We start from the raw sequence: 24,427 nt of genomic DNA, 5'->3' as shown, positions 1-24,427 counted from the left end.
TTTGTTCATTTGTCGAAAAAAGCTCTCTGTGACGGAGTACAAGATGAACTCTAGCATTTTGCACTCCGTGAATAAGGCGGATAGATCTCTCTAATTCCCCTTCAAGAGCTCTGGTTTCATTAATAGTTTGTTCGAATTGAGTTGATGTAAAGCTATTGCCCTTATCAAAAATTTCGTATCCGACTGATCCTCCAGACGGAAGTCCATCTTTGGCCAGAAGTAATCTGGCACGAGCAACGTCATCATCAGAAACCATGATGGTACTACCCTGGTCCTGAAGACGATATTTGATATGAGCTTTTGAGAGTTGGTCTATAATTTCACCAGCTTCATGGGGTTCCAAATCACGATACAAAAGACCATTCGTGGCATTGACTCCATGCAGGACCAAAACTCCTAATAAGACAAGCATTGAGACGCCGACGCCACCTAGAGCGGCAAGACGTGGGAGACCGAGTTGTTTGAGATTTTCCAGAAGAGCTTTCACTGGTTGCTCTCTTTCCAGCTTCTCAGAGAATCGTAACCATTCCGATCTCCGTCAGAAACACCTCCCCTTCTCGCCCTCATACGCGCCTATTCCTAAAATTGCACTTCCAATAGACTCCATTGTGGAACAAAAAGGTTAATGCATGACTAACAAACGCCTTCATCAGCTCTTGGAATTACGTGCTTGAAAAGCCAGTTAGGTCGCTTATATCAATAATTGCATCACCCATATCAATATTTACTCCCGAACTTCCCTTGGAAACACCTGTAACAGTTCCTGTCACCGTAGTTGGAAGAGAGACACTGGTGCCATCAGTGGAGCTTCCCTCGACCGCCACCATATAGGCTCCGTTGCTAAGTTGTGTACCAGCGTTGTTTTTACCGTCCCATGTCCAAGTATTTGTGCCAACGGAAGCGTCGATTGTCTCCGATTTAACTACATTTCCCTTACTATCCGTTATAGCGATCGCAACATCCCCAGCTTGAGGGGCTGTAAATGACAAAGAGGCGGAGCCGCTTTGCAATGGCAGACTAGAAGTGCTTGCCGTAGTTGTTTTCCCGATCAGACTGACAGCCGAGGCCATCTGATTATCCTGCGTTGCTGAAATCAGGCTCGTCAGGTTTGTGTTGGTTTGTACCTGCTGTTGAACACCGGCAAACTGGGCCAGTTCAGCAGTAAACGAGTCAGTGCTGGTTGGGTTACTGGGGTCCTGATGCTGCAGTTGGGTCGTAAGCAGCGTCAAGAACTGATTAAAATTTCCCCCTAGTGAAGACAGGGAAGAACTGCTGGAACTGCTTGTTGTTGAGCTAGATGCAGCAGCGGCATTCGTTGCCGCATTACTTTTTGCTGCACTTATTGCCTGATTTAAAAGAGAAGTGCTGTTTATTGTGCCAACTGAAGAAACCATAGTTTCAATCCTATTTTTAGACGGTAAGATCAACGACGCCACGCAAGAACCTGCGTTCAGTAGCGGAAGTTGAAACCTCAGATACGCTGGCGCGTGAGGAAATTAGTGAGCGATTACTATTACTACCTTCTTGCCGTTCGTCACGAAACGACATGTCGGTAGAGGCTGGTAGCAAAAGGCTGATTTGAATATCTGCTTTCGCTACGGATTGCGCCCCGGCAACAAGAGCTGAATTATCAGACAAAGCTGCAATCAGTGTGGTCTGGTCGTCTTTAAGAGACTGATAGATCTCTGGATTATCAGTATTAATATAAATCCGATGCTCTTTGCTGTTAGATCCATCAATTTTTACATGTATTTTTTCACTTGTCCCGACGTTCATTTCAATATGAGTTGTCGTATTGCCATTAGTTTTCTGCTGATAAAGCAAGGTATGCTGATCGGCATGTTGGGACAAATTTTCTTCATCATCAGATGGGGTAGTTTTGTTTTCTGCCCGCATTTCGGAAGATGTTTCCTCCAAAGATTCCGGCAGTGTTTTTTCTAAAGAAACAGACTCTGAATTAATATCAGAAATATTTTCCGATACGGAAATTTCGTTCGATTTAAAATCACTCTCTACACTAGAGAGTGATGTATTTTTTTTATTATTATTTTCAGACAATGAATTATTAGAAAATTTAGTAGAATTATTCTTTATTGACGATTCATCAATAATATTTCCTGCTCCCGAATCAGTTTCAGGAACAACCGTAGAATTTGTTTCCCGCAAAAGTGAATGTTCCTGATTTCTTCCGACGGGATTATCTTCCTCCATTTCTAATTGCACATGTTGATACTGAGTTTTATTCCCATCTCTTAAAGATTTATCACCGACGTTCTGTGTCAGCGGCTGAATCGCTCTTTTCTGACGAAGACTGTCCGATGCTTGCCCTCTACTGGCATCAGGAACAGTCTTTTGTGCAGCGACAGGAAGGGATTCGTTCTTAGAAGCAACCACCGGCCTGGAGAGAGAAGTATGCTCTTCCACATGAGAAACTACGCTTTGTCTCGCAGTGGAATTCGGAAACGACACTGTTGGCGCGGATGACTTTTGGGTCGGACGTTCTGAGGCGCGAGGTTCTACTGATGTCGTCTGCGATTTAACGGGCGAGGTTTTCTGGTTTGCTTCAGAATGTTTGGGGGTTTCCGGATGCACATAGCTTTCCAGAAACTCGTGAAATCGCTCGTTGGACGCCAGCTGTGCCTCAGGAGCAACGTCAACGCGCCCGAGGCCAGTGGTCGTTATAACTGCGGATGTCGTGACATGTGACAAGAACTTGTGCCTCCGGATCCGCCAGCATCGGTAAATCCGGAAAATCATTGCACAAGAAGCGTAAAGAAAGCGTTTAACGACTGCCTGACACTACATCCAAACGTGGGCGATCAGGGATGGATCGTGTCGTACCCTGGCGAGCCTGGAAAGGCTCCTTTTGGGATCGCCGGCGTGCTTGGGCAGATGGGGGGATTACCATCGAGGGCCAGAGCCTGCACGGTATGCGTTGCCGTTGCGATCAGTCCTCTAACGGCCAGTTTCTGGTTCAGGTGAATATGTGCCAGAAACTCTGCGGGCAGGATGACAGCCGTACCATCGCTGAGTTGCACACCGGTGGGCGTGATGTTGGCGACAGTCCCCTTGGTCACCGGAAGTGGCGTCATGTCATAGACACAGGGGGCAGCTTCCGCTGCAGAAAGGGACAGAGCCAGAACCAGGCTGGCGCAAGCGAGCTTTTTCAATGTCTGAAATGCCTCATGCCGGTGAATACCATGGCGATCCCGGCTGCGTCTGCCGCATCGATCACCTCCTGATCGCGAATGGAGCCACCCGGCTGAATGACAGCCACGGCACCCGCCGCAACGACGCTCTCAAGACCATCTGCGAAGGGGAAGAACGCATCCGACGCCGCAACCGATCCGATTGTCAGCGGAGCATGCTCTCCGGCTTCCTTTGCCGCATCTTCGCTCTTTCGCGCGGCAATGCGCGCGCTGTCTACACGTGACATCTGCCCGGCGCCAATGCCGACCGTAGCGCCGTTGCGGACGTAAATGACGGCGTTTGATTTCACATGCTTTGCGACGCGGAACGCGAACAGCAGATCCTTCATTTCCTGATCCGTCGGCGCACGCTTGGTGACGACCTTGAGATCGGATTGCGTCACCCGGCCTGCATCACGGCTCTGGGCCAGAAAACCACCTGCGACTGAGCGAAACGACAATCCCTCGGCCGTCGGATCGGGCACACCCTGCGTGAGCAGCAGACGCAGGTTCTTTTTCTTTGCAAGGACCTCGACGGCATCAGCGTCGGCATCGGGAGCCACAATCACTTCCGTGAAGATCTTGCTGATTCTCTGGGCCGTTGCGCCATCCAGCGTCCGGTTGAGGGCGACGATACCGCCGAAAGCCGAGACGGGGTCGCAGCGCAGAGCCGCAATCCAGGCCTGCTCTAGCGTTACGGCAGAGGCCACGCCGCATGGATTGGCATGTTTGACGATGACCACAGTTGGTTCGTCAAACTCGGCGACAGCTTCGAACGCCGCATCCGTGTCGTTGATGTTGTTGTAGCTCAGCGCCTTGCCCTGAAGCTGTCGTGCGCTCGCCACGCCGGGGCGCCGGCTGCCGTCACGATAAAAGGCCGCCTTCTGATGCGGGTTTTCGCCGTAACGTAGCAGATCGTCCCGTGTCCCGCTCAGAGTCAGGACAGGAGGCAGAATTTCGCCAGCCTGTTTGGCAAACCAACGGGAGATCATGCTGTCATAGGCCGCCGTATGGGCGTAGGCGGAGGCCGCGTAGCTGCGCCGTTCGACCAGCACCGTACCGCCCTGCTCCAGCGATGCGATAACCGCCGCATACTGCTGCGGATCCGTCAGGATTGCGACGTGATCAAAATTCTTGGCAGCCGCACGGATCATGGCGGGACCACCGATATCAATATTCTCGATGCAGTCTTCGTCACCGGCACCGGATGCAACGGTGGCAGCAAACGGGTAGAGATTCACACAGACCAGATCGATCGGAGCAATGTCATGCTTCGCCATCTGCGCAACATGATCGGCCAGATCGCGGCGACCGAGAATACCGCCATGGACCTGCGGAACAAGAGTCTTGACCCGCCCGTCCAGAATTTCCGGAAAGCCGGTATGGTCCGAGACATCCTTGACGGTCAGACCGGCTTCACGAAGAGCCTTGGCGGACCCCCCGGTCGAAAGCAGTTCCGCACCGTGGGCAGCGAGCGCACGCCCCAGTTCGATCAGTCCCGTTTTATCAGAAACGGAGAGAAGGGCACGGCGGACGGAGAGTCGGGTCTGTGTCATGATGAGAATGAAATATCCTTCAAAACATGTCCGCGCAACCGCGAGTGATGCGCAGAGGGGAGATGATGAGCCGGAACGGGGCCATTACCGAAAAATCCTGCCCAACCCAGAAGGCAGAGGATGGGCACAAGAAGCATGATTTCCCCGATGCCGCCAGTCCGGACATACGGCCAGAGCGAAAGTCGCGAACGGCTAAGGGGGGCGAAGACCTGGCACCCTCCTGTCGGAAGGTCGGCAGCAATATGCGTCGCGGCTCCCAACAGCAGAGCACCCCATGGTCCGCGAAGACTCTCAGAGCCCAGAAGGCCGTTCAGAACGGCCGCGGCCACGAGCAGCATCAGGCCCGAATGCGTCAGACCACGATGACCAAAGGCTTTTGCCAGAAAGCGGGAAAGGATCTTCACCCGACTCCCGAGCATGGAGCGCTCGGTATCGACATCAGGCAGAAGACTGCCCAGCAGACCTGTACAGACAGAGAGTGGTTCAGGAGAAAGCACATGCCAGCGCATGGCACACAACACGGCAAAGCCGCCGATCAATAAATGGGAACGTCCAGTCACGCGCCCTTATGATCTGGTTCAGCCTCTCCCGCAAACCATTTGTTCATAAAACGTTCACGGGAGGTCGCCGCATGATGCGGTTTCCCGTGAACCGTTTATTGGCGCGCGTTCAGACCTTTAGGAGGGCTGCGGCCGTTGCGCGCTGACGGACCTTGTCCGCATCGAACGCGCCCGCCGTCACCCAGGAGCCACCGACACACGAAACGGTCGGAAGGGCCAGCCAATCCGGGGCGCTTTCTTCAGTAATGCCACCCGTCGGGCAGAAACGGACGTTGCTGCCGAAAACACTGGCAAGGCTCTTCAGCGCGGGAATGCCACCATTCGTTACAGCCGGGAAGAACTTGAAGCGCGACAGACCCAGATCGAGACCGCGCATGATGTCACCCGCATTGGCGACACCCGGCAGGAACGGAACATCGTGCTCGACGGAAGCCTTGACGAGCGCCTCGGTCAGGCCGGGGCTAACGATGAAGCGCGCGCCCGCTTTCACGGCACGGTCCATATCGGACGGGTTCAGAACGGTGCCCGCACCGACGAGCGCACCCGGCACCTTAGACATTTCTTCGATGACTTCGAGCGCACAGGGCGTCCGCAGCGTGACTTCCAGCGTGGACAGGCCACCCGCCACCAGAGCCTCGGCCATCGGACGGGCCTGCGCCACATCATTGACCACCAGCACCGGCATGACCGGACAGCGGCTCATGACGGCATCAAGTTTGGCAGTATCGATCATGAGAAATCTTCCTTAGTGAATATCGTCGCCGACGGCTTCGATCACGCGATCCATCTGGGCCAACATCGCGGACCCGCCCGCTTCGGCCGGATCATGCACCGAACGCAGCAGCGCGAACAGCTCCCGGCCCGTTCCCAATGCCGGGAGCGGCGGGGCGACCGGCGTGCGGCTGTCCCATTCGGCAGCGTCAACCAATACCTCGATCTGGCCGCTCACGGCGCAGACGCGGATCATGTCACCGTCCTGAACGCGGGCGATCGGACCACCGACCTGCGCTTCAGGGCCGACATGAATGGCTGCCGGCACCTTGCCGCTGGCGCCCGACATACGACCATCCGTCAGAAGCGCGACCTTGAAGCCGCGGTCCTGCAGCACGCCAAGTGTCGGGGTCAGCTTGTGTAGTTCCGGCATACCGTTGGCTTCCGGCCCCTGAAAACGGACCACTACGACAACGTCACGTTCAAGTTCACCGTTCTGATAGGCCGTGATGACGTCGTGCTGATCATTGAAAACTCTTGCCGGAGCTTCAACCGTCAGATGCTCGGAAGCAATGGCGCTGCTCTTGTAGATCGCGCGTCCCAGATTGCCTGTCATCAGGCGCATACCACCATCCGGGCGGAAGGGCGTTGCCACATCACGCAGGATGTCGGTGTCGGTGGAGGGCTTTGCGGGACTGTAAACGAGGTCGTCCCCTTCAAGCGAAGCACGACGCGCATAGTCGGAGAAGCCGCCGCGCGAGACCGTTAGGATATCCTGATGCAGCATCCCGGCGCGCGACAGTTCGGCGATGACCGTCGGCATCCCGCCCACGCGATTGAATGCGTTCACATCCTCAGAACCGCTGGGATAGACGCGAGTAACCAGCGGAACAGCGGAAGACAAGCGGCTGATGTCTTCCCAATCGATCAGAATGCCTGCAGCGCGGGCGATGGCGGGAAGATGGATGGCGTGATTGGTCGAACCACCCGTTGCCAGCAGTCCAACGGCAGCGTTCACGATCGCTTTTTCATCCACACACTGGGCGAGGGGGCGCGCATCCTCCCCGTTCAGGCCGATCTCTGCCAGACGATGGATTCCCGAGCGCGTCATGGCCTGACGCAGCTTCGTATTGGGATTGATGAATGCCGAATCCGGCATCATCAATCCCATGATTTCGACCATCATCTGGTTCGTATTGGCGGTTCCATAGAACGTGCAGGTTCCGGCGCTGTGATAGGAGGCGTTTTCCGCTTCCATCAGTTCGGCCTGTCCGACCTTGCCCTGAACATAGAGCTGGCGGATGCGCTGCTTTTCCTTGTTCGGAAGGCCGGACGGCATCGGACCGGCCGGGATCAGCATGGTCGGCAGGTGCCCAAAACGCAGGGCGCCCATCAGAAGCCCAGGCACGATCTTGTCGCAGATCCCGAGCAGCGCCACGCTTTCGAACATGCCGTGGCTCAGCCCGACCGCCGTGGACATGGCGATCACGTCGCGGGAGAAAAGGGACAATTCCATCCCCTCCTGCCCCTGCGTCACACCATCACACATGGCCGGCGCACCGCCCGCTACCTGCGCCGTCGCCCCGACTTCACGGGCAAACAGCTTGATCTGCTCAGGGTAACGACCATAAGGCTGATGCGCCGAGAGCATGTCGTTATAGGTCGTGATGATGCCGATATTGGTCCCGGTGGGACGCATCAGTTCCGGCTTGTCCGGGCTGGAGGCCGCGATCGCATGAGCCAGATTTCCGCAGGCGAGTCTGGGCCGGAGCACACCTTTGGCCCGGTTGCGCTCCATCAGAGCGAGATACCGGCGCCGGGAGATTTTCGAACGCTCGATGATACGGGCAGTCACACTCTCGACGACGGAATTCAGAGACATCTGGAAATACTCGCTACTCGGCTGGTGCCTGCAATGCGCTCCGGAAAGGCCGACTTTACGGTGCAAGGCACGGTATCGTGATTGAGGCCCCGTTCATACGGAAAGCCCTCCTTTAGGGCAAGCCATTCCCCAAATGAAAACCCCAATATTCTCATTTTTATTTCAAAAAATCATTTCATGGCGTCGATAAGTTCCAAAAATAACATCTAGAGAGCAATAAAAATAATTGCATCTGTTAGTCACAATTCCCGAAAACCCCGTAACCTTCCATAAGAAGCTTCCCCACCCCATCGGAGTAAATCCTGAAAAATATCCAAATGAATCAAAAATTATTAAACGATCTGTAATGTGTCTGAACTATTTTTATGAAATACCGATAAAGGTCAGAACCAAATATTTACGGAGACGATATCATGAAATTCATTCCCGCCCTCGCTGCCATTTCCTCCATCCTTTGCGCGACGCCCTTTGCAAGTGCAGATTCACTTCATACTCATTGGGAAAAATTCAAGGCTCACCGCGCTTTCCATCATCTTTCCGCCGACGGACAGCGCGCTTTTCAGGATATTCTGAAAGCTCGTGACATCCTCCAGACGACCGGCAAGACCGAGGCCGCTATTCCGGCACTTTATGATGCCCAGAAGCGTCTTGCCGCCGCGCAAAAGGCTGACAAAAAGTTTCAGGCTGCCGAAAACGATCTCCACCCTGCTCAGCAATCCCCCGTCAACGCCAATCACCAGCCTGTCGTCGGACAGACGGACTGGCTTCCGGTCGGCGGTGAGTTCGTCGTGAGCGAAACGCTGGCTCCTGAAAAGAAAGCTGCGGTGGTTTCCGCCAACGCTCAGTTGAAGTCTGGCAATACGGATCAGGCCGCCCAGACCATGCAGGTCGTCGGGGCCGATGCAGATTTCATTATGGCGCTGGCTCCGCTCACACCGGTGCAGGGTGCGGTTTATCGGGCAACCGTTTTCACCGAAGGACACAATCCGCAGGAGGCTGTTGCTGCCCTGACACAAGCGTTGAACTCGGTGGTTTTTGTTTCTGAAAGCACAATCGAAACACTGGCCCCTGCTGCTCCGGCTGCCGCCAAGAAGTAATTTTTCGAAGCACAAGCCTAAGGCATAAAAAAAAGCGGTGCAGGCTCTAGCCTCACCGCTTTTTTTATGTTGTTCGGGCTGCCTAGCGCCAAGCGGAATCTTTGGCCGGAAGCAGAATCGCATTTTCCATAATGTTCAGATGGCTTGCGACTTTAGGCGGCCAGATTCCGCTCGCTACGGCCTGCGCTCTGATCTCCATACGCGCATTCATGTCTGCGTAGGGCCAGATATGGGCCAGTCGTGGCGTGCCTTCGAGAGAAATCATCCCGCAGACCAGCCCAGAAAACTCCAGCCGTGGCGGAAGGGATGCCGCGAAGGCTTCCTCCACATCCCCCACCTGCCCCAGCTTCAGCTCATAACAGCGCCATTCATAAACGCCACCGTGCGCCCCGGCAGGAAGCAGGGGCGAAATGATGCGCCAGCTTGTGACATCAACGCTCTGAATAGCGTCTTTAGGGATCGCAGCCAGAAGCTCGGGTCGCCCGTCCAGAAGACCGGCATAGGTGTCGGCGGTCCGGAACAGGACAACCCGGTTGAGCACACCGATCTCGCTCACCCAGACGCCAAGTCCGTCACGCCCCGTGAGCGCAGAAACCACCACAGGGACCTGCCCGATCCGGACATCAAGGATAATGGTTTCCGCGTAACTCATGGAAGACTCCGGTTTACTTTCCTGCCTGCTGGGCAGCGACGAAATTTTCCAGCCAGTGGATGGTGTAATCCCCTTTCTGGAAAGAAGAATCAGCCAGAATTTTCTGATGGAGCGGAATGACCGTCTTCACGCCATCCACCACACATTCATCCAGAGCACGCTGCATGCGGGCAATGGCTTCGGCGCGCGTGGGGGCATGCACGATCAGCTTGGCGATCATGCTGTCGTAGTAAGGCGGGATGCGATAGCCAGCGTAAATCGCGCTGTCCATCCGCACACCCAACCCACCCGGAGCATGAAACACCTTGATCGTGCCGGGGCTCGGCATGAAGGTCTCCGGGTCTTCCGCATTGATGCGGCACTCGATCGCATGACCGGACATCTTGATGTCCGACTGCGTGTATCCAAGCGATTCACCAGAGGCGATCCGGATCTGCTCGCGCACGAGATCCACGTTGCAGACCATCTCCGTCACCGGGTGCTCGACCTGAAGACGCGTATTCATCTCGATGAAGCAGAACTGACCGTCCTGATACAGGAACTCCAGCGTGCCCGCATTGCGGTAGCCCATGCGCGAAAGAGCCTCGGTCGCGGTGCGGCCAATTTCCTCACGTTCGGCGTCCGTCAGAGCCGGTGAACCGGCTTCTTCCAGCAGCTTCTGATGACGGCGCTGGAGCGAACAGTCACGCTCACCGAAATGCACGACATTACCATGCGCGTCACCAAGGATCTGAAGCTCGATATGACGCGGACGGTTGAGATACTTCTCGAGATAGACCTCGTCATTGCCGAAAGCTGCACGGGCTTCGGCACGGGCGACCGACCAGGCTTCCTCGATGTCGTCCGCCGTCATCGCGACCTTCATCCCACGCCCGCCACCACCGGCAGCAGCCTTGATGAGGACCGGATAGCCGACCTTGTCCGCAACTTCACGTGCGGCCTGCAAGTCGGCCAAACCGCCATCGGACCCCGGCACCAGCGGCACGCCGAGCGCGCGCATGGTCGTCTTGGCAGCGATCTTGTCGCCCATCGTGCGGATATGCTCGGCGGTCGGACCAATGAACGCGAGGCCGTGTTCTTCCACGGTCTCGGCAAACTCGGCATTTTCCGACAGGAAGCCATAACCGGGATGAATGGCGTCTGCTCCCGTGATCATCGCAGCCGAAAGGATGGCGGCAACATTCAGATAGGAATCGCGCGCGCTCGGCGGACCGATGCAGACGGCTTCGTCCGCAAGGCGCACATGCATCGCATCGGCGTCTGCCGTCGAATGCACGGCAACGGTTTTGATGCCCATCTCGCGGCAGGCGCGCTGGATCCGCAGCGCGATCTCACCCCGATTGGCAATGAGGACCTTGGAAATCATTACTCGATGATCGCCAGTGCTTCGCCGAACTCGACCGGCTGACCGGATTCGACAAGGAACTTCGTCAGCGTGCCGGCGCGGGGGGCCTTGATCTGGTTGAAGGTCTTCATGGCTTCGATGAGCATGATCGTCTGACCCGCAGTCACCGTCTGGCCTTCGACAGCGAACGGCGGAGAGGACGGATCGGGCGTCAGATAGGCAACGCCCACCATCGGGCTCGGCACCATACCCGGGTGCTTGGCCGGATCAGCCGGAGCCGCAACAGCGGCGGCGACAGCCGGGGCCGCGGGTGCCGCAGCGGCCTGCACCGGAGCAGCAGCCTGAACTACGTTCACGTTGCGCGCCACGCGGATACGGCTGTCCGCTTCGGAAATCTCGATTTCGGTCAGGCCGGTCTGTGTCAGAATATCGGCCAATGCCCGGATGGCATCCTTGTCCACGAGCATACGGCTCATCCTTCGTCTTCGATCATGTCGGTTATTGCCTGAAGCGCATGCGCATATCCCCTGACGCCGAGGCCACAGATCACGCCGATGGCGGCCTGCGAGACGTAGGTGTGATGACGGAACGGCTCCCTGCGATGAATATTGGAAATATGAACCTCAACCACCGGCAGCTCGACCGCCAGAAGCGCATCGAGCAGGGCAATCGAGGTGTGTCCGTAAGCTGCGGGATTGATCACGATTCCGTCTGCACGGCCGCGACATTCCTGAACCCAGGACACAAGTTCACCCTCTCCGTTCGTCTGGCGGAAATCAATGGCAACATCAAGCCGTTCGGCAGCCTGAATGCACACCTGTTCGACATCGTCGAGCGTGGCGTGACCGTAGATTCCGGGCTGGCGAAGACCCAGCATATTGAGATTCGGACCGTTGAGAACGGTAATCAGAGGGCGTTTCATCTGGGCGCGCGATAGCACTTTCGAAGCTGTCATGAAAGCGTCATTGCCCTATTGCTGCCGTCTTCAGGGTGTCCAAAAGGCGACAGGGCCGCATTTTTGTGCTATCAGGTACAATCTGAGCCCGTCCCGTCCACTGGAGAAGAACCTGATATAGTGCGCTTTAACCTGTCTGCCCTTCGCAATCCCCTAGGCTTCATCCCCCTGCGCAGCATGACATTCGCCGTAGCGCTTGCAGGTCTGGCCGGTCATCACACTGCTCATGCGAGTGACGAGTCCGCCATCGATGGAACACCGAGAACAAGCTGGGCAGACTCCGTTCGGGTCGCACTCTCCAACCGGGCCCATCAGGCCGCTCATGCGTGGTCCCAGCATGGCATGGCAAGCTGGTACGGACGGCATTTCCACGGACGGCGCACCGCAAGCGGCGCGACATTCAACACCAATGATCTGACCGCCGCACACCCGTCCCTCCCCATCGGGACGAAGCTGCTCGTGACGTCACAGGATACGGGACGGTCGGTCGTGGTAACGGTCAATGACCGTGGCCCCTTCAACAGCCGCATCATCGATCTGTCCCATGCCGCCGCAGCGAAAATCGGAATGCTGGGCGCAGGAACAGCGCATGTCACGATCGCGAAAATGACGGAAGTGCAGCCGTCCGCGCAGTCTTCCTCCGAACCTGAAGTGGCGGAAGCCGATCCGTCAGATACCAGCGCACAGGCGATTGAAGCCTCAGGCACCAATACAGCCCCTGCCTCTCCGCGAGGCAGGGCATCACAGCGTATCTCGCATCATCAGCACTGACGCTGAACCTCTGGCCTGATCTTCAGGCCAGACTTGTTTCTTCCGGGGGCACAGCCTGACTTTTACCGGCCCGTGCCTCAAGGCTCGCATTCAGCTCTGCTCCGAACAGCACGACATAAGCGCTCACAAAAAGCCACATCATGATTGCTGCGACAGCGCCGAGGGGTCCATATGTCGCGCCATAGCTGGCGAAATGCGCGACATACCATGAGAAGCCCAGAGACGTTGCGACCCACAGGATCGTCGCGAGGATCGAGCCCGGAAAGATCCAGCGCCATTCTGTATGCACGCGGCACGGCGCAAAGCGGTACAGCAGCGTCACAGCAATAAAGACGAACAGCAGCATCAGAACCGGTGCAAGCGTATGCACGATCATTGGAGCGCCGTAAGACAGCAGAAAATTCACCGGGAATGGCGGATCACTGAGGAAACTGACGTGGCGCGGCAGGTAATCCACGAGTGCGGGGGCCGCCACCATGAGCGCCAGAGTGAGTGCAGCGCCCACGATAGCCGTGAGCGTGGTTGACAGCGCGACAGCCTGAAACTTCAGAAAACTCCGCGTTTCCTGCGCATTATAAGCCATATTCAACGCGGAGAGAATCGACTTCGTACTGGCCGAAGCGGACCATAGGGCCACCGCCAGCGAGAAGATCAGCCCGATTGTCAGCGACGAGTGAGGCTGGGAAATCAGTTCGTGAATCCGGTCACCGATCAGGGCATATGCCGATGGCGGCAGGAGATGCCTCAGCACTTCGAGCTGAGGTTCGACCGACTGAAGATCAAAGGCCAGACCATAAAGGGAAATCAGGCTGGAGATGGCCGGAAAAAGCGACAGCGTGGCGTAAAACGCACATCCCGCCGCAGAAAGCGAAGTCTGACTGGAGCCGACTTCGGCGAAGAGATGCTTGGCGACAACCCGCCAAGCAGCATGATGAAGTCTGTTCTGGGATGATACCACATTCGGATCAGCGGCATCCGTAGCAGCAGGTGGTTGTCCCGACTCCGAAGATACGGCTTGTTCCGGCATGACCCGGGAGCCGGAAAGGGTCGCAGATTCGGATGTCAAACTCACGCAGGGTTTCCTCGGCAGTGTCCTGTTGGGGCAGCGGTCGCGCTCATGACAGTCCGGATCGAACGACATGAGCATGTACCTACGCGGAAGATGCCTTCAGCGTTCCGAATTCGCCCTGATTCAGCTCACCAATATTGGCAAAAGCATCACAATGCAAAATTAGCAGTTGCACGACGGGGCATTTGGTCCCATATGCCCGCCTCACGCAGCAACGCACGTGCCACTGGCCCACTCGAGGTTACGCAACGACGTCAAGCGTTCTGGCCTTCAGGAATCCACCCGTTACGGATTCCCGCTATTCGCCGGTCCGTTCGACCGTTTCGCAACACACTCGCAGGGCGATATCGTTCCCTGACGAGTCCGGTTCTGGGAATTGAGTGTCATGACTCCCAAAATCTCACGCTTCCTTGCCGAGCAGAAGCCGGCAACCCCTTGCCTCGTCGTCGATCTCGACGTCGTGGGCGCGCATTATCGTGCCCTGCACGATGCGCTCGGGGAAGCGAAAATCTATTACGCCATCAAGGCCAATCCGGCCCCGGCCATCCTCGAGCGCCTCGTCGGGCTGGGATCGTCTTTCGATGCCGCCTCCATTGCGGAAATCCGCATGTGCCTCGATGCCGGCGCAACGCCGGACCGGATCTCTTACGGCAACACGCTGAAGAAGCCGGAATGGATCCGTGAAGCACATGATCTGGGCATCAGCCTGTTCGTGTTCGACAGCATCGAAGAGCTGGAAAAGCTCGGCCAGAATGCGCCCGGCGCACGCGTTTTCTGCCGCCTCGCGGTCGAGAATGAAGGTGCCGACTGGCCGCTGTCCCGCAAATTCGGCACCACGCTGAACAATGCCCGCACGCTCATGCTGCGCGCACGCGAACTCGGCCTGAAGCCTTATGGCCTGTCCTTCCATGTCGGCAGCCAGCAGACCGGCGTTGCGGCTTATGATCACGCCATCGCCAAGGCGGCGGGCCTGTATCATGATCTGCGCGCGCAGGGCGTGGACCTTCAGATGCTCAATCTGGGTGGCGGCTTCCCGACGCATTACCGCGAGAACGTGCCTTCCGTTCAGGATTTCGCAGACACGATCCATGCGTCCCTCAAGACGCATTTCCCGGATGGTGCGCCGGAAATCCTGCTGGAGCCGGGCCGCTACATGGTCGGACAGTCAGGTGTCGTGTCAAGCGAGGTCATTCTCGTCAGCCGACGTGGCGGTGCCGTCACCGATCCGCGCTGGGTCTATCTCGATATCGGTCGTTTTGGTGGACTGGCGGAGACGGAAGGCGAGGCCATCCGTTACACCTTCCGCACCTCCCGCGATTCAGAAGACGGCACCCGTTCGCCATGTGTCGTGGCCGGTCCGAGCTGCGATGGTGTGGACATCATGTATGAGAAGAACCGCATCCCGATGCCGGATTCGCTCGAATGTGGCGATCGCGTCGAGATTCTCGCTACCGGCGCGTATGTCTCGACGTACTGCTCCGTCGGTTTCAACGGCTTTCCGCCGCTGACCGAATATTACATCTGAAAATGGCGTCTCCGGCCCATCCGTGGGCTGGAGACGGGTTTATCCTCTGAACGTCTCTTCCAGACCGGACTGGTACCCCAGTGCGGACAAGAGGTCGTCGGCGGAAATCTCAAGATTTACGCAGGCCAGCCAGCAGAAGCCGACCACGCCCGCGAGCAGCAGCAACAGACAGACCGTCATATGTTCCAGCTCCTCAAAGCCCGGAATGCGTGACTCAACGCCATTCCGGGCAGTACGCCTGCCCAGCGACATCATTAATGCATCACCCTATTCGCTTCGGACGCGCTACCGCGCTGGAGTGGGCCGCTATCCTGTGGCCATAGAACGCGCATCCGCGATGGGCTGACCGATCGCCAGCGGCTAATCGACGACAATGCTCCGCCGCCTGAAATCGTCGTCTCATCTTTAAGCAATGTCTTGGGGAGCCAATGCCCTGCTCCGGCGAGGCAATCCGCCAAGAGCGTCAGGGCCGTGGCAAGACAGCCCTGTACGAAGCGATCCGGAAAGACTTCCGCAAGCAGCACGAAAACGTCACGCTGGCCTTCATTCTGGGCCGCGACGATCCCGCGCAGGAAACGCTCCTCCAGCACCGTCAGGGACTGCATGCCCGGCGCATTCACCGCGAGCCCCGGCTGTCCCGCAACATTCAGAAGATGAACGGCGTCCGAAAAGGCCCCTTCCGCAGCATCGAGCGCCGGGCGGAAGCAGACCGGGAACAGGCCGTCGGTCGTTTTTGTCTCAGGGCAGTTTGGCAAACGGTAATGGCTGATGAGGCAGCGGATACTCCACAGCGCCAGCCGTTCACAGCAGCAGAGATCGGACAGGGAAAGCGACAGCCGTGTCATGGGGATAACTCCGAATCAGCAGGACCGGATTCATCCTAATTGAGAATGATTTGCAATTACAACTCAAAAAGACACTGCGGAACAGAAAGCTTCTGCTCCGCAGTCAGGCTCACTCAGTGATGGTGATGGCCACACTGTCCATGATCGTGGTCATGAGCATCGGTTTCGGAGGCACGGGGCGCCGTCTGGCAATGGTGGCACGCCACCCATTCGGCATCCCCATCCAGATAATGTTCCTTCTTCCAGACAGGAACACGGTGCTTGATCTCATCGATGATGTAGCGGCAGGCCCGGAACGCCGCATCACGGTGCGGGGCCGAAACACCGATCCAGACGGCGACCTCCCCGACCTTCAGACTACCCGTCCGGTGCATGGCCACGGCCTCGCTGATCTCGAAGCGTTCCAACGCTTCTGCAACGATCCGTTCGCCCTCAAGCTGCGCCAGCGCTTCGTAGGATTCATATTCCAGACCATCCACGGGGCGGCCGTCATTCCTGTTACGGACCCAGCCTTCAAAGGTGCAGAACCCGCCCGCCTCGGCCAGATGCAGATCTTCACGCAGCAGGTTCAGATCCACGGGCGCAGACGCCATCCGAAAGCGGCTCATCCTCCCGTCACCGGCGGAATGAACACGACGTGGTCTCCGTCCTTCAAGGGCTGCGTCCAGGGTGCGAAATCGCCGTTAATCGCCACACGGAGCTTCGAGGCGTCGAAAGGAAAGGCGTATGTCGCACGCAGTTCCTCATAAAGCGGCCCGACGGTTGCGAATGTAGTCTCAAGCGTCTGCTCGCGCCTTCCGGCCAACTCCCGGAGCTGTGCGAAATATTCCAGTTTCAGGCGAATCATCGGCCCTCCTGTCGGGTGTTCCAGACGCCGGGTCGCATCGTCGCGTTCCTCGGGCGTGTTGATATTGTCGAGCGCGCCACGGGCATAAGGCTCCAACAGCTTGGTCGGACTGTTGATCAGCAGCTTGCGCGGGCAGGTCCGGCCATCCAAAACCTGCTGTTCCAGACGATCGAGCGCCTCGGGCTCCCAGATAGCACAAAGCGGCTCCGGCAGACCGTCATGTTCGCTACGATAGGCAACTGCGACGTTTGTAGCCTCCCGCTTTGCGATCAGATTCTCCAGCGTACCCCCATCCAGCATCGGCAGATCACAGGCCAGAACCAGCCAGGCGACATCACGATGAGCCAGATGCGCGGACAGCAGGCCGGCCGCAGGGCCGTCGATTTCTACTGAATCGACGATCTGGGGGAAATCGGCCCGAAGAGGATTTTCCGTCTGGTCCGGACGCACCGAGACGAAACATTTTTCTACCAGAGGCGACAGGACATCGAAAGCCGCCTGAAGCTGCGGCTTGCCGTGATAGGCAAGCGCGGCCTTGTCCGTCCCCATGCGTTTGCTGGCCCCACCCGCAAGGATCAGGCCATAAAGCGGCCTCACGATTCGATCCTCTGGAAGTCGCGCTTGCCGCCTGCCTTGCCCATCAGCCGGACCTCGCGGATGACCATGTCGTGGGACATGGCCTTACACATGTCGTAGATCGTGAGTGCCGCTACGGACGCGCCGGTCAGGGCTTCCATTTCCACGCCTGTCCGCCCCTTGCACGACACGCGACAGTCGATCACCGCCTCGTCGCCCTCGATCGTTATGTCCACCCGGCAGCCGCTGAGGGCTAACGGATGACACAGCGGGATAAGCTGCGATGTCGATTTCACACCCATCACGCCTGCAATCTGCGCCACGGTCAGAACTGCGCCCTTGGCCGTCATGAATCCGGCGTCAGACAGCGTCCGCGCCATGTCGGACGGGAAAACCAGACGGGCCTGCGCGTGGGCGCTGCGCTCGGTCACGTCCTTGCCGCTGATATCGACCATGCGCGGATCTTCGCCGTGCTCGTTGACATGGGTGAGCGTTTTCATCGTGTTCGATCTCCCGATCCGACTACCATTTTTAGCCGCCGATATAGTTCATCTCGATGCGGCGACGTGCTGGTGCATCCGCAGACGCAGCCCGCTCCTCACTATACCTGTCCGTCCGCTGGCGCCACACCCCGGCCAGCAGCGCACGCAGGGCCGTATCGTCTTCGTCGCTCCGCAAAAGTGTTCGCAGATCTGTCCCTTCCGACGCGAACAGGCAGGTATAAATCTGCCCCTCCGACGACAGGCGCGCGCGGGAACAGTCCCCGCAGAACGGCGCGGTGACGGAAGAAATAAACCCGACTTCTCCGCCCCCGTCGCAGTAGCGGTATCGTTGCGCCACTTCCCCGCGATAATGCGCGTCGACCGGTTCGAGCGGCCAACGGGCGTCAAGACGTTCCAGCAGTTCACGCGACGGAACCACTTCCGCGCGCTCCCAGTGATTGCGCGTTCCGACATCCATGTATTCGATGAACCGCAGTACGACGCCACTGCGGCGAAAGCGTTCGGCGAGTGCTTCGACGCCTGAATCGTTCAGACCGCGCTGGATGACGGTATTGAGTTTCACGCCGCCTGAAAAACCTGCCTGCGCAGCGCTGTCGATCGCCTCCAGAACCAGCTCAAGCTGCGCGCGGCCTCCGCTCATCCGCGCAAAAACCGCCGGGTCCAGACTGTCGAGACTGACCGTCACACGATTCAGCCCCGCCGCTTTCAATTCCCGAACATGCCGCTCCAGCAGAACCCCGTTCGTAGTCAGTGCAACATCTTCCACACCCGGGATGGACGCCAGACGCGCTATGAGGTCCGGTAGCTTCGGACGCAGAAGCGGCTCGCCGCCTGTCAGGCGCAGTTTGCGCACCCCGAGCGATACGGCCACACGCGCCACACGTTCGATTTCATCAAAGCTCAGCCGTTCTTTCGGCTCCAGAAAGCGGAAATGCTCATGATAGGTCGCTTCCGGCATGCAGTACGGGCAACGGAAATTGCACCGATCCATCACGGAGATCCGCAGATCATGCAGCGGACGGCTGAAGCGGTCGGTTAGGGCGTTACCAGCCATGAAACAACACGGCCGTTCCACGGGACGACACACCATCCCCACGCGACAGTTCCACAAACCCGTCCGTTGAGGCCAGAAAGCTGAAATCCCCGGATGTCGGCATCGGACAGGGCGTTGCGCGCGCCTGCCCCGTCGCATCATAATGGAGTTTTACGGGCAGAAAGCGCGTCAGTGTCGGGATACGTTCGGCATCGGTGTCCAGCATGACCGTGTAGGGTTCGGGGCGGCTCAGTCCCTGCCCGGCCAGAAGCATCGGCATGACGTAACGCACTCCACAGGTCGTGGCGGAAACCGGGTTGCCCGGCAGTCCGAAAACACGCTGCCCCTCCGGTCCGACCCCGAACCATAACGGTTTGCCCGGACGCTGCGCCACCTTGTGGAACACCCGCTCGACCCCGATTTTCGACAGCGCTTTAGGAACGTGATCGAAGGCCCCCATCGAAACGCCCCCACTCAGGATCAGAACATCATGCCGCGAGAGCTGTTCGCGCAGCGCGACGATCGTCTCCGCGAGATCGTCCGGGACGACGGAGCGTTCAATGCAGTTGAACCCGCGCGACAAAAGCGCGCCGGTCAGGGCGAATTCATTGGAGCGGCGGATTTCCCAGTCCCGCACAGGGCCGCCCACATCCACGAGTTCGTCGCCCGTCGCCACGATCCCGATGGAGGGAATCCGCGACACGCTCACCTGCGCATGGCCATTGCCCGCCAGAACAGCAAGCGCCGGACCGTCCAGACGGCGCCCGGGAGACAGAAGCTCCGTTCCGGCGGCACAATCGGAACCCCGGCGATGGATGAACTGGCCCTTGCGCGGCTCATAGCCCTCTTCAAAACGAATCAGTCGCCCTTCGCGGACAAGACGTTCGACCGGAACGACGGTATCCGCCCCTTCCGGCAACACCGCGCCCGTCATCACTTCCAGACAGACAGGGCCATCCGGTAAAGCCTGCCCCGGCGCACCGGCGCGCTGGATTCCATGCGAGACCAGCGTCTGGCCCGTGCCGTGACGATAGGCAATGCCGTCCATCATCACACGGTCATAAGGCGGCTGGGCGCGCTCGGCATGGATCGTCTGCTGAAGGACACGACCGGCCGCCATCGTCAGATCCACGGTCTCAGTCCCGAAGCTGCCGGCATAATCCAGCACCAGTTCCATGGCCCGTGTAACGCTCAGGAGATCACTCATTTCCGCTCCGGTCTCTGGTGCGTCTGTTGCGCTGGCTGAAATGCCGACGCCGCGTTCCCTGCCGATATAGACCTCATGGCCTACGGATCAACAGTCTGTGGGTGAAAGGGTATGTCATAATCGTCTTTGGCGTTACCCTGACGCCTTCAAAGCGCATCAGGGACCCCCATGACGGACGCGGTACAGCTCTCTCCCCTTCCCCAGTGGCCGGACTATGGCCTGACGGACGATCTGCTTCCCACACTGGAACGCTGGGCCGCAGACGGGAAAAGGGCGGCTCTGGCGACACTGGTCAGCATCACGGGTTCTTCGCCCCGCCCGCTAGAAAGTGAAATGGCGATCTGCGAAGACGGAGAGGTTCAGGGCTATGTGTCGGGCGGCTGTGTAGAAGCAGCCGTGCGCGTCGAGGCGCTGGAATGTCTGAAGGATGGACAGCCCCGAACTTTGGATTATGGCGCGGGCAGTCCGGTTCTGGACATCCAGCTTACCTGCGGCGGGCGGATCGGTATTTTCGTGCGCCCGATCCCTGATCTCGCTACTCATGTTGCTGCCCGCAAAACCGCACGGGACAACCGCCTCCCCATCACCCTTGTCACGGATCTCAACAGCGGAAGCATGACGTTCCGGGACGAAATGTGCCCTACCGGACTGGAAGCAGGCCGTTTCTTTCGCCCGTACCTGCCACTTTTAAGGCTGGTTCTGGCAGGTGGAGATCCGGTCACACTGGCAATTTTGAACCTGTCCGCTGCCATGGGACTCGAAACCATTCTGATCCGCCCTTACGGACCACCCGAACCTCCTCCGGGACTGCCTTCGACACGTTATTTACGAGGAAATCTGGAGGCTGCCCTCCCTACGCTGCCACTGGACCGATGGACGGCGGTTTACAGCCTCACCCATGACGCCCATTCCGATCTGATGCTGACGGCACATGCGCTGAAATCAGACGCTTTTTGCGTCAGTATTCTCGGCAGCCGCCGCAAAATTCCCGGACGTCTGGAAGCTCTCAGAGCAGCAGGCGTCCCTGCCGAAGCCTTTGATCGACTGCACCTGCCCGCCGGGCTGGAGATCGGCGCACAGGCTCCCATGGAAATCGCTCTCTCCATTCTGGCCCAGATGATCGCAAAGCAGCCTCAATGAAACGCCACTGCGCTCTGCTTCTGGCCGCGGGGGGCAGCACACGCCTAGGACGGCCCAAGCAGCTTCTGACTATCCATGGCGTGCCATTGGTGCGCCATATCGCAGAACTCCTGCTAGCGACGGAGCCGGAGCGTCTTATTGTCGTGACGGGTGGCGCGGCCACAGAGACAGGTCAGGCTCTCGCGGGTCTCGACAGTGTTCTTGTGCAGAATCCCGACTGGAAAACCGGCATGGCGTCTTCGCTCCAATGCGGATACCAGGCACTTGGAACAGATCCGGGCCTATTGCTGATTGCTGGAACGGATCAGCCTCGCCTGACATGCGAGCACCTCAGCACCCTTCTCAGACAGGGCGACAGCCATACGGATGTCGTCACAGCTTATGGAGAGGAAGGCCGAGGCATCCCAGTCCTGCTCAGCCCTGCAACGCAACTACGCCTTGCCGATCTGCGCGGTGATACCGGCCTGCGCCAGCTCTGGAAAAACGGCGCCAGCACACCGGCTTTCCTCCACGCTCCCGAACTCGGCTTCGACATCGACACGCCCGAGCAGCTTGATGCTGCGATCCGGGCGGGATGGATTGATCGGGACTGAAAAGCCGGGCTCGTTATGAACCCGGCTGGCAGACTTCAGGAAATACGGTGAATCCAGCCATGGACGTCATTCGTCCGACCGCCCTGCACATCCGTCAGGGTTTTCTTGAGCTTCTGGGAGACCGGGCCTGGCGTTGTTCCATCCCCAAACACGGCCTCGCCCGACGGACGGACAAACTTGCCGATCGGCGAGAGAACCGCCGCCGTGCCGCAGGCAAACGCTTCCGTATATTTGCCCGAAGCCGCACCCTCAAAAAGCTCGTCGATCTCGACAGGCTCTTCAATCACCTCAATCCCCTGATCCGCAGCAAGCTGGATCAGGCTGTTGCGGGTGATGCCGCGCAGGATGGTCCCGCCCAGAGGCGGCGTGACGATCTTGCCGTCCTTGCGAACGAACATCACGTTCATGCCGCCCATTTCCTCAACGAAGCGACGCTCGCGCGCATCCAGGAACAGGACCTGATCGCAGCCCTTCTCCTTGGCTTCAGCCTGGGCGATCAGGCTGCCGGCATAGTTGCCGCCACACTTGGCTTCACCCGTGCCACCGATCGCAGCCCGCGTATAGTTTTCAGACACCCAGACGGACACACAACCGGAACCGAAATAAGCTCCGACCGGACAGGCGATGACGATGAACAGATATTCGTTCGCTGGCTTCACGCCGAGGAAGACCTCGTTGGAAATCATGAACGGACGCAGATAAAGGCTCTGCCCCTCTCCAGACGGCACCCAGTCCTGATCCACGCGCACCAGTTCATCAACGGCCTGTACAAACAGGTCTTCCGGCAGTTCCGCCATTCCCATACGACGTGCGGATTCGGCAAAGCGCGCTGCGTTGGCTTCCGGGCGGAACGTGGCGACATGGCCGTCCTTTTCCCGATAGGCCTTCATGCCCTCGAAGATCTCCTGCCCGTAATGCAGAACCGTCGAGGCCGGATCAATGCTCAGGGGACGGCGCGGCGTGATTTTCGCATCATGCCAACCCTTGTCTGCGGAATAGCGGATGATGGCCATGTGGTCGGTAAAGACGCGTCCAAAGGACGGATTGGCCAGCAGTTCCGTCCGCTTCACGGGATCGGTCGGGGTTTCGGTCTTTTCGATGATGAAAGGCGTCATGGGAAAACACTTCCGAAGATTCTGGTCTTTTAAAACAGCGGACGCACTCTGCCATACATGGCTCACGCTGGCGATACGGAAGATTATTTCTTTTTTATATTTTTTTACGAAATTAAAATACCTAATATCCCTAAATCAGGCATAAAAAAAACCCGACCATTCTGGTCGGGCTTTTCGTCGTTCGGGAAGACTGAAAAATCAGCGCTTCGAGAACTGGAAGGAACGACGTGCCTTTGCACGGCCATACTTCTTACGCTCGACGATGCGGCTGTCACGCGTCAGGAAGCCAGCAGCCTTCAGGATGCCGCGCAGGCTCGGCTCGTAATAAGTCAGTGCACGGGAGATACCGTGACGGACGGCGCCAGCCTGACCGGACAGACCGCCACCAGCGACCGTGCAATACACGTCGAACTGGTTGTAGCGATCGGAAATCAGGAACGGCTGCGTGAGAAGCATACGCAGAACCGGGCGGGCAAAATACGTCGTGACCGGACGGCCATTGACGATGATGTCACCCTTGCCAGGCTTGATCCATACGCGGGCCACGGCGTCCTTACGACGGCCGGTTGCGTAGGAACGGCCCTGGGCGTCACGCTTGACTTCGTGAACCGGGGCAGCGTTGGAGGTAACGGCAGGAGCAACGCTCGCAAGGTCCTGCAGCGTGCCGGTGCGCTCTTGGGTCTCGGACATGATACAGGCCTTACGACTCGTGGGTTACGGTGTTTTTGCGGTTCATCGCAGCAACGTCCAGCTTGACGGGCTTCTGGCCGTCATGCGGGTGCTCGGAACCGGCATAGACATACAGGTGCTTCATCTGGGCGCGCTGCAGAGGACCACGGGTGATCATGCGCTCGACAGCCTTCTCGACAACTTCACCCGGGTGCTTGCCCGTGAGACGCTGCGTGATGGTGCGCTCCTTGATTCCACCCGGATGACCCGTGTGGTAGTGGAACAGCTTCTGTCCGACCTTGTTGCCCGTAAGGACAACCTTCTCGGCGTTGATGACGACAATGTTGTCGCCGCAATCAACGTGCGGGGTGAACTGCGGCTTGTGCTTTCCGCGCAGGCGGGTGGCGATGATGGTGGCGAGACGGCCGAGAACGAGCCCTTCGGCGTCGATCAGCACCCAGTTCTTCGTCACCTCCGCTGGCTTCAGCGAACGTGTGGTCTTCATTAGTGACATTCCAGCTTGGGGTGCGCCCACAAAGGCCGCACCGTGGATGGCGCCTGCGGTCAAAACGATGTCCGAAGACACCC

At 58.2% G+C, this 24,427-nt stretch carries 27 protein-coding genes and 1 pseudogene; 5 read left to right on the top strand and 23 right to left on the bottom strand.

The window, feature by feature from the left end:
* The 8 genes and pseudogenes from GKO01_RS10705 to edd all read right to left on the bottom strand — a co-directional run.
* Positions 1-487 (bottom strand): annotated as a pseudogene (locus GKO01_RS10705) (flagellar basal-body MS-ring/collar protein FliF); the annotation flags it as partial.
* Positions 488-662: 175 nt separating this feature from the next.
* A complete protein-coding gene (locus GKO01_RS10700; protein WP_099287087.1) occupies positions 663-1,394 on the bottom strand; it encodes a flagellar hook assembly protein FlgD in 732 nt (243 codons plus the stop codon).
* A gap of 16 nt (positions 1,395-1,410) precedes the next feature.
* The gene (locus GKO01_RS15790; protein WP_145994755.1) at positions 1,411-2,709 is read right to left on the bottom strand and encodes a flagellar hook-length control protein FliK; all 1,299 of its coding nucleotides are present in this window, start codon (positions 2,707-2,709) and stop codon (positions 1,411-1,413) included.
* Positions 2,710-2,819: 110 nt separating this feature from the next.
* A complete protein-coding gene (locus GKO01_RS10685) occupies positions 2,820-3,170 on the bottom strand; it encodes a hypothetical protein (RefSeq protein WP_099287084.1) in 351 nt (116 codons plus the stop codon).
* The gene (purH, locus tag GKO01_RS10680) at positions 3,167-4,744 is read right to left on the bottom strand and encodes a bifunctional phosphoribosylaminoimidazolecarboxamide formyltransferase/IMP cyclohydrolase (protein ID WP_099287083.1); all 1,578 of its coding nucleotides are present in this window, start codon (positions 4,742-4,744) and stop codon (positions 3,167-3,169) included. The genes GKO01_RS10685 and purH overlap by 4 nt, the downstream gene beginning before the upstream one ends.
* Positions 4,741-5,304: a metal-dependent hydrolase gene (locus GKO01_RS10675; protein WP_099287082.1), complete on the bottom strand. Its 564-nt coding sequence runs from the start codon at positions 5,302-5,304 to the stop codon at positions 4,741-4,743. The genes purH and GKO01_RS10675 overlap by 4 nt, the downstream gene beginning before the upstream one ends.
* A 109-nt stretch (positions 5,305-5,413) precedes the next feature.
* Positions 5,414-6,037 carry a bifunctional 4-hydroxy-2-oxoglutarate aldolase/2-dehydro-3-deoxy-phosphogluconate aldolase gene (gene eda, locus GKO01_RS10670; protein WP_099287081.1) on the bottom strand — a complete coding sequence of 208 codons (624 nt, stop codon included), beginning with the start codon at positions 6,035-6,037 and terminating at the stop codon, positions 5,414-5,416.
* Positions 6,038-6,049: 12 nt separating this feature from the next.
* A complete protein-coding gene (gene edd, locus GKO01_RS10665; RefSeq protein ID WP_099287080.1) occupies positions 6,050-7,897 on the bottom strand; it encodes a phosphogluconate dehydratase in 1,848 nt (615 codons plus the stop codon).
* 413 nt (positions 7,898-8,310) lie between these two features.
* On the opposite strand from edd, the gene GKO01_RS10660 reads away from it, so the two are divergent.
* Entirely contained in the window at positions 8,311-8,994 is a 684-nt protein-coding gene (locus tag GKO01_RS10660) for a YfdX family protein (protein ID WP_099287079.1), read from the top strand.
* Positions 8,995-9,076: 82 nt separating this feature from the next.
* On the opposite strand, the gene GKO01_RS10655 is transcribed toward GKO01_RS10660, so the two are convergent.
* Genes GKO01_RS10655 through aroQ form a run of 4 tightly spaced genes read right to left on the bottom strand, consistent with a single transcriptional unit; the run spans position 9,077 to position 11,913 of the window.
* The gene (locus tag GKO01_RS10655) at positions 9,077-9,646 is read right to left on the bottom strand and encodes an NIPSNAP family protein (protein ID WP_099287078.1); all 570 of its coding nucleotides are present in this window, start codon (positions 9,644-9,646) and stop codon (positions 9,077-9,079) included.
* Between the two features lie 13 nt (positions 9,647-9,659).
* Positions 9,660-11,012 (bottom strand): acetyl-CoA carboxylase biotin carboxylase subunit, encoded by a 1,353-nt coding sequence (accC, locus tag GKO01_RS10650; RefSeq protein WP_099287077.1) that lies wholly within the window; start codon positions 11,010-11,012, stop codon positions 9,660-9,662.
* On the bottom strand, positions 11,012-11,467 hold the full coding sequence (locus GKO01_RS10645) for an acetyl-CoA carboxylase biotin carboxyl carrier protein (RefSeq protein WP_099287076.1): 456 nt from the start codon (positions 11,465-11,467) through the stop codon (positions 11,012-11,014). Before GKO01_RS10645 ends, accC begins: the two co-directional genes overlap by 1 nt.
* Positions 11,464-11,913, bottom strand: a complete 450-nt coding sequence (gene aroQ, locus GKO01_RS10640) for a type II 3-dehydroquinate dehydratase (protein ID WP_041112562.1) — start codon at positions 11,911-11,913, stop codon at positions 11,464-11,466. Before aroQ ends, GKO01_RS10645 begins: the two co-directional genes overlap by 4 nt.
* Before the next feature lie 153 nt (positions 11,914-12,066).
* Between aroQ and GKO01_RS10635 the strand changes: the two genes are divergently transcribed.
* A complete protein-coding gene (locus tag GKO01_RS10635; protein WP_099287074.1) occupies positions 12,067-12,717 on the top strand; it encodes a septal ring lytic transglycosylase RlpA family protein in 651 nt (216 codons plus the stop codon).
* A gap of 22 nt (positions 12,718-12,739) precedes the next feature.
* Here GKO01_RS10635 and GKO01_RS10630 read toward each other — a convergent pair whose 3' ends face one another.
* The gene (locus GKO01_RS10630; protein ID WP_244901419.1) at positions 12,740-13,789 is read right to left on the bottom strand and encodes a YihY/virulence factor BrkB family protein; all 1,050 of its coding nucleotides are present in this window, start codon (positions 13,787-13,789) and stop codon (positions 12,740-12,742) included.
* 382 nt (positions 13,790-14,171) lie between these two features.
* Here GKO01_RS10630 and GKO01_RS10625 point away from each other — a divergent pair, with 382 nt between their 5' ends.
* Entirely contained in the window at positions 14,172-15,311 is a 1,140-nt protein-coding gene (locus GKO01_RS10625; protein WP_099287073.1) for a type III PLP-dependent enzyme, read from the top strand.
* Between the two features lie 39 nt (positions 15,312-15,350).
* Here the strand turns inward: GKO01_RS10625 and GKO01_RS15965 are convergent, their stop codons facing one another.
* The 7 genes from GKO01_RS15965 to GKO01_RS10590 form a co-directional block, all read right to left on the bottom strand.
* Positions 15,351-15,491 (bottom strand): hypothetical protein, encoded by a 141-nt coding sequence (locus GKO01_RS15965; RefSeq protein ID WP_167383465.1) that lies wholly within the window; start codon positions 15,489-15,491, stop codon positions 15,351-15,353.
* A gap of 74 nt (positions 15,492-15,565) precedes the next feature.
* The gene (locus tag GKO01_RS10615; protein ID WP_099287071.1) at positions 15,566-16,156 is read right to left on the bottom strand and encodes a hypothetical protein; all 591 of its coding nucleotides are present in this window, start codon (positions 16,154-16,156) and stop codon (positions 15,566-15,568) included.
* A gap of 113 nt (positions 16,157-16,269) precedes the next feature.
* Positions 16,270-16,764, bottom strand: coding sequence for a molybdenum cofactor biosynthesis protein MoaE (locus GKO01_RS10610; RefSeq protein ID WP_099287070.1), 495 nt, complete (start codon positions 16,762-16,764; stop codon positions 16,270-16,272).
* The gene (locus GKO01_RS10605) at positions 16,761-17,600 is read right to left on the bottom strand and encodes an NTP transferase domain-containing protein (protein ID WP_099287069.1); all 840 of its coding nucleotides are present in this window, start codon (positions 17,598-17,600) and stop codon (positions 16,761-16,763) included. The genes GKO01_RS10610 and GKO01_RS10605 overlap by 4 nt, the downstream gene beginning before the upstream one ends.
* Positions 17,597-18,079, bottom strand: coding sequence for a cyclic pyranopterin monophosphate synthase MoaC (gene moaC, locus GKO01_RS10600; protein ID WP_099287068.1), 483 nt, complete (start codon positions 18,077-18,079; stop codon positions 17,597-17,599). Before moaC ends, GKO01_RS10605 begins: the two co-directional genes overlap by 4 nt.
* Before the next feature lie 31 nt (positions 18,080-18,110).
* Positions 18,111-19,136 carry a GTP 3',8-cyclase MoaA gene (gene moaA / locus GKO01_RS10595; protein WP_099287067.1) on the bottom strand — a complete coding sequence of 342 codons (1,026 nt, stop codon included), beginning with the start codon at positions 19,134-19,136 and terminating at the stop codon, positions 18,111-18,113.
* Positions 19,126-20,322: a molybdopterin molybdotransferase MoeA gene (locus GKO01_RS10590; protein WP_099287066.1), complete on the bottom strand. Its 1,197-nt coding sequence runs from the start codon at positions 20,320-20,322 to the stop codon at positions 19,126-19,128. The genes moaA and GKO01_RS10590 overlap by 11 nt, the downstream gene beginning before the upstream one ends.
* Before the next feature lie 168 nt (positions 20,323-20,490).
* Between GKO01_RS10590 and GKO01_RS10585 the strand changes: the two genes are divergently transcribed.
* Both GKO01_RS10585 and GKO01_RS10580 read left to right on the top strand, forming a co-directional pair.
* Complete coding sequence (locus GKO01_RS10585) at positions 20,491-21,462, top strand: XdhC family protein (protein ID WP_099287065.1); 972 nt, start codon at positions 20,491-20,493, stop codon at positions 21,460-21,462.
* Positions 21,459-22,055, top strand: a complete 597-nt coding sequence (locus GKO01_RS10580) for a nucleotidyltransferase family protein (RefSeq protein ID WP_099287064.1) — start codon at positions 21,459-21,461, stop codon at positions 22,053-22,055. Before GKO01_RS10585 ends, GKO01_RS10580 begins: the two co-directional genes overlap by 4 nt.
* Before the next feature lie 35 nt (positions 22,056-22,090).
* Here GKO01_RS10580 and GKO01_RS10575 read toward each other — a convergent pair whose 3' ends face one another.
* From GKO01_RS10575 to rplM, 3 genes are all read right to left on the bottom strand, one after another.
* Complete coding sequence (locus GKO01_RS10575; protein ID WP_099287063.1) at positions 22,091-23,170, bottom strand: branched-chain amino acid aminotransferase; 1,080 nt, start codon at positions 23,168-23,170, stop codon at positions 22,091-22,093.
* Positions 23,171-23,368: 198 nt separating this feature from the next.
* On the bottom strand, positions 23,369-23,860 hold the full coding sequence (rpsI, locus tag GKO01_RS10570) for a 30S ribosomal protein S9 (RefSeq protein WP_062028979.1): 492 nt from the start codon (positions 23,858-23,860) through the stop codon (positions 23,369-23,371).
* A 10-nt stretch (positions 23,861-23,870) separates the two neighbouring features.
* Complete coding sequence (gene rplM, locus GKO01_RS10565) at positions 23,871-24,344, bottom strand: 50S ribosomal protein L13 (protein WP_062028977.1); 474 nt, start codon at positions 24,342-24,344, stop codon at positions 23,871-23,873.
* Positions 24,345-24,427: the final 83 nt, after the last annotated feature.

It is taken from the genome of Gluconobacter kondonii, from assembly GCF_002723995.1.
Taxonomy (GTDB): Bacteria; Pseudomonadota; Alphaproteobacteria; order Acetobacterales; family Acetobacteraceae; genus Gluconobacter; species Gluconobacter kondonii.
Note: the sequence above shows the minus strand (reverse complement) of the source record. Positions and strands in the feature narration are given on the sequence as shown.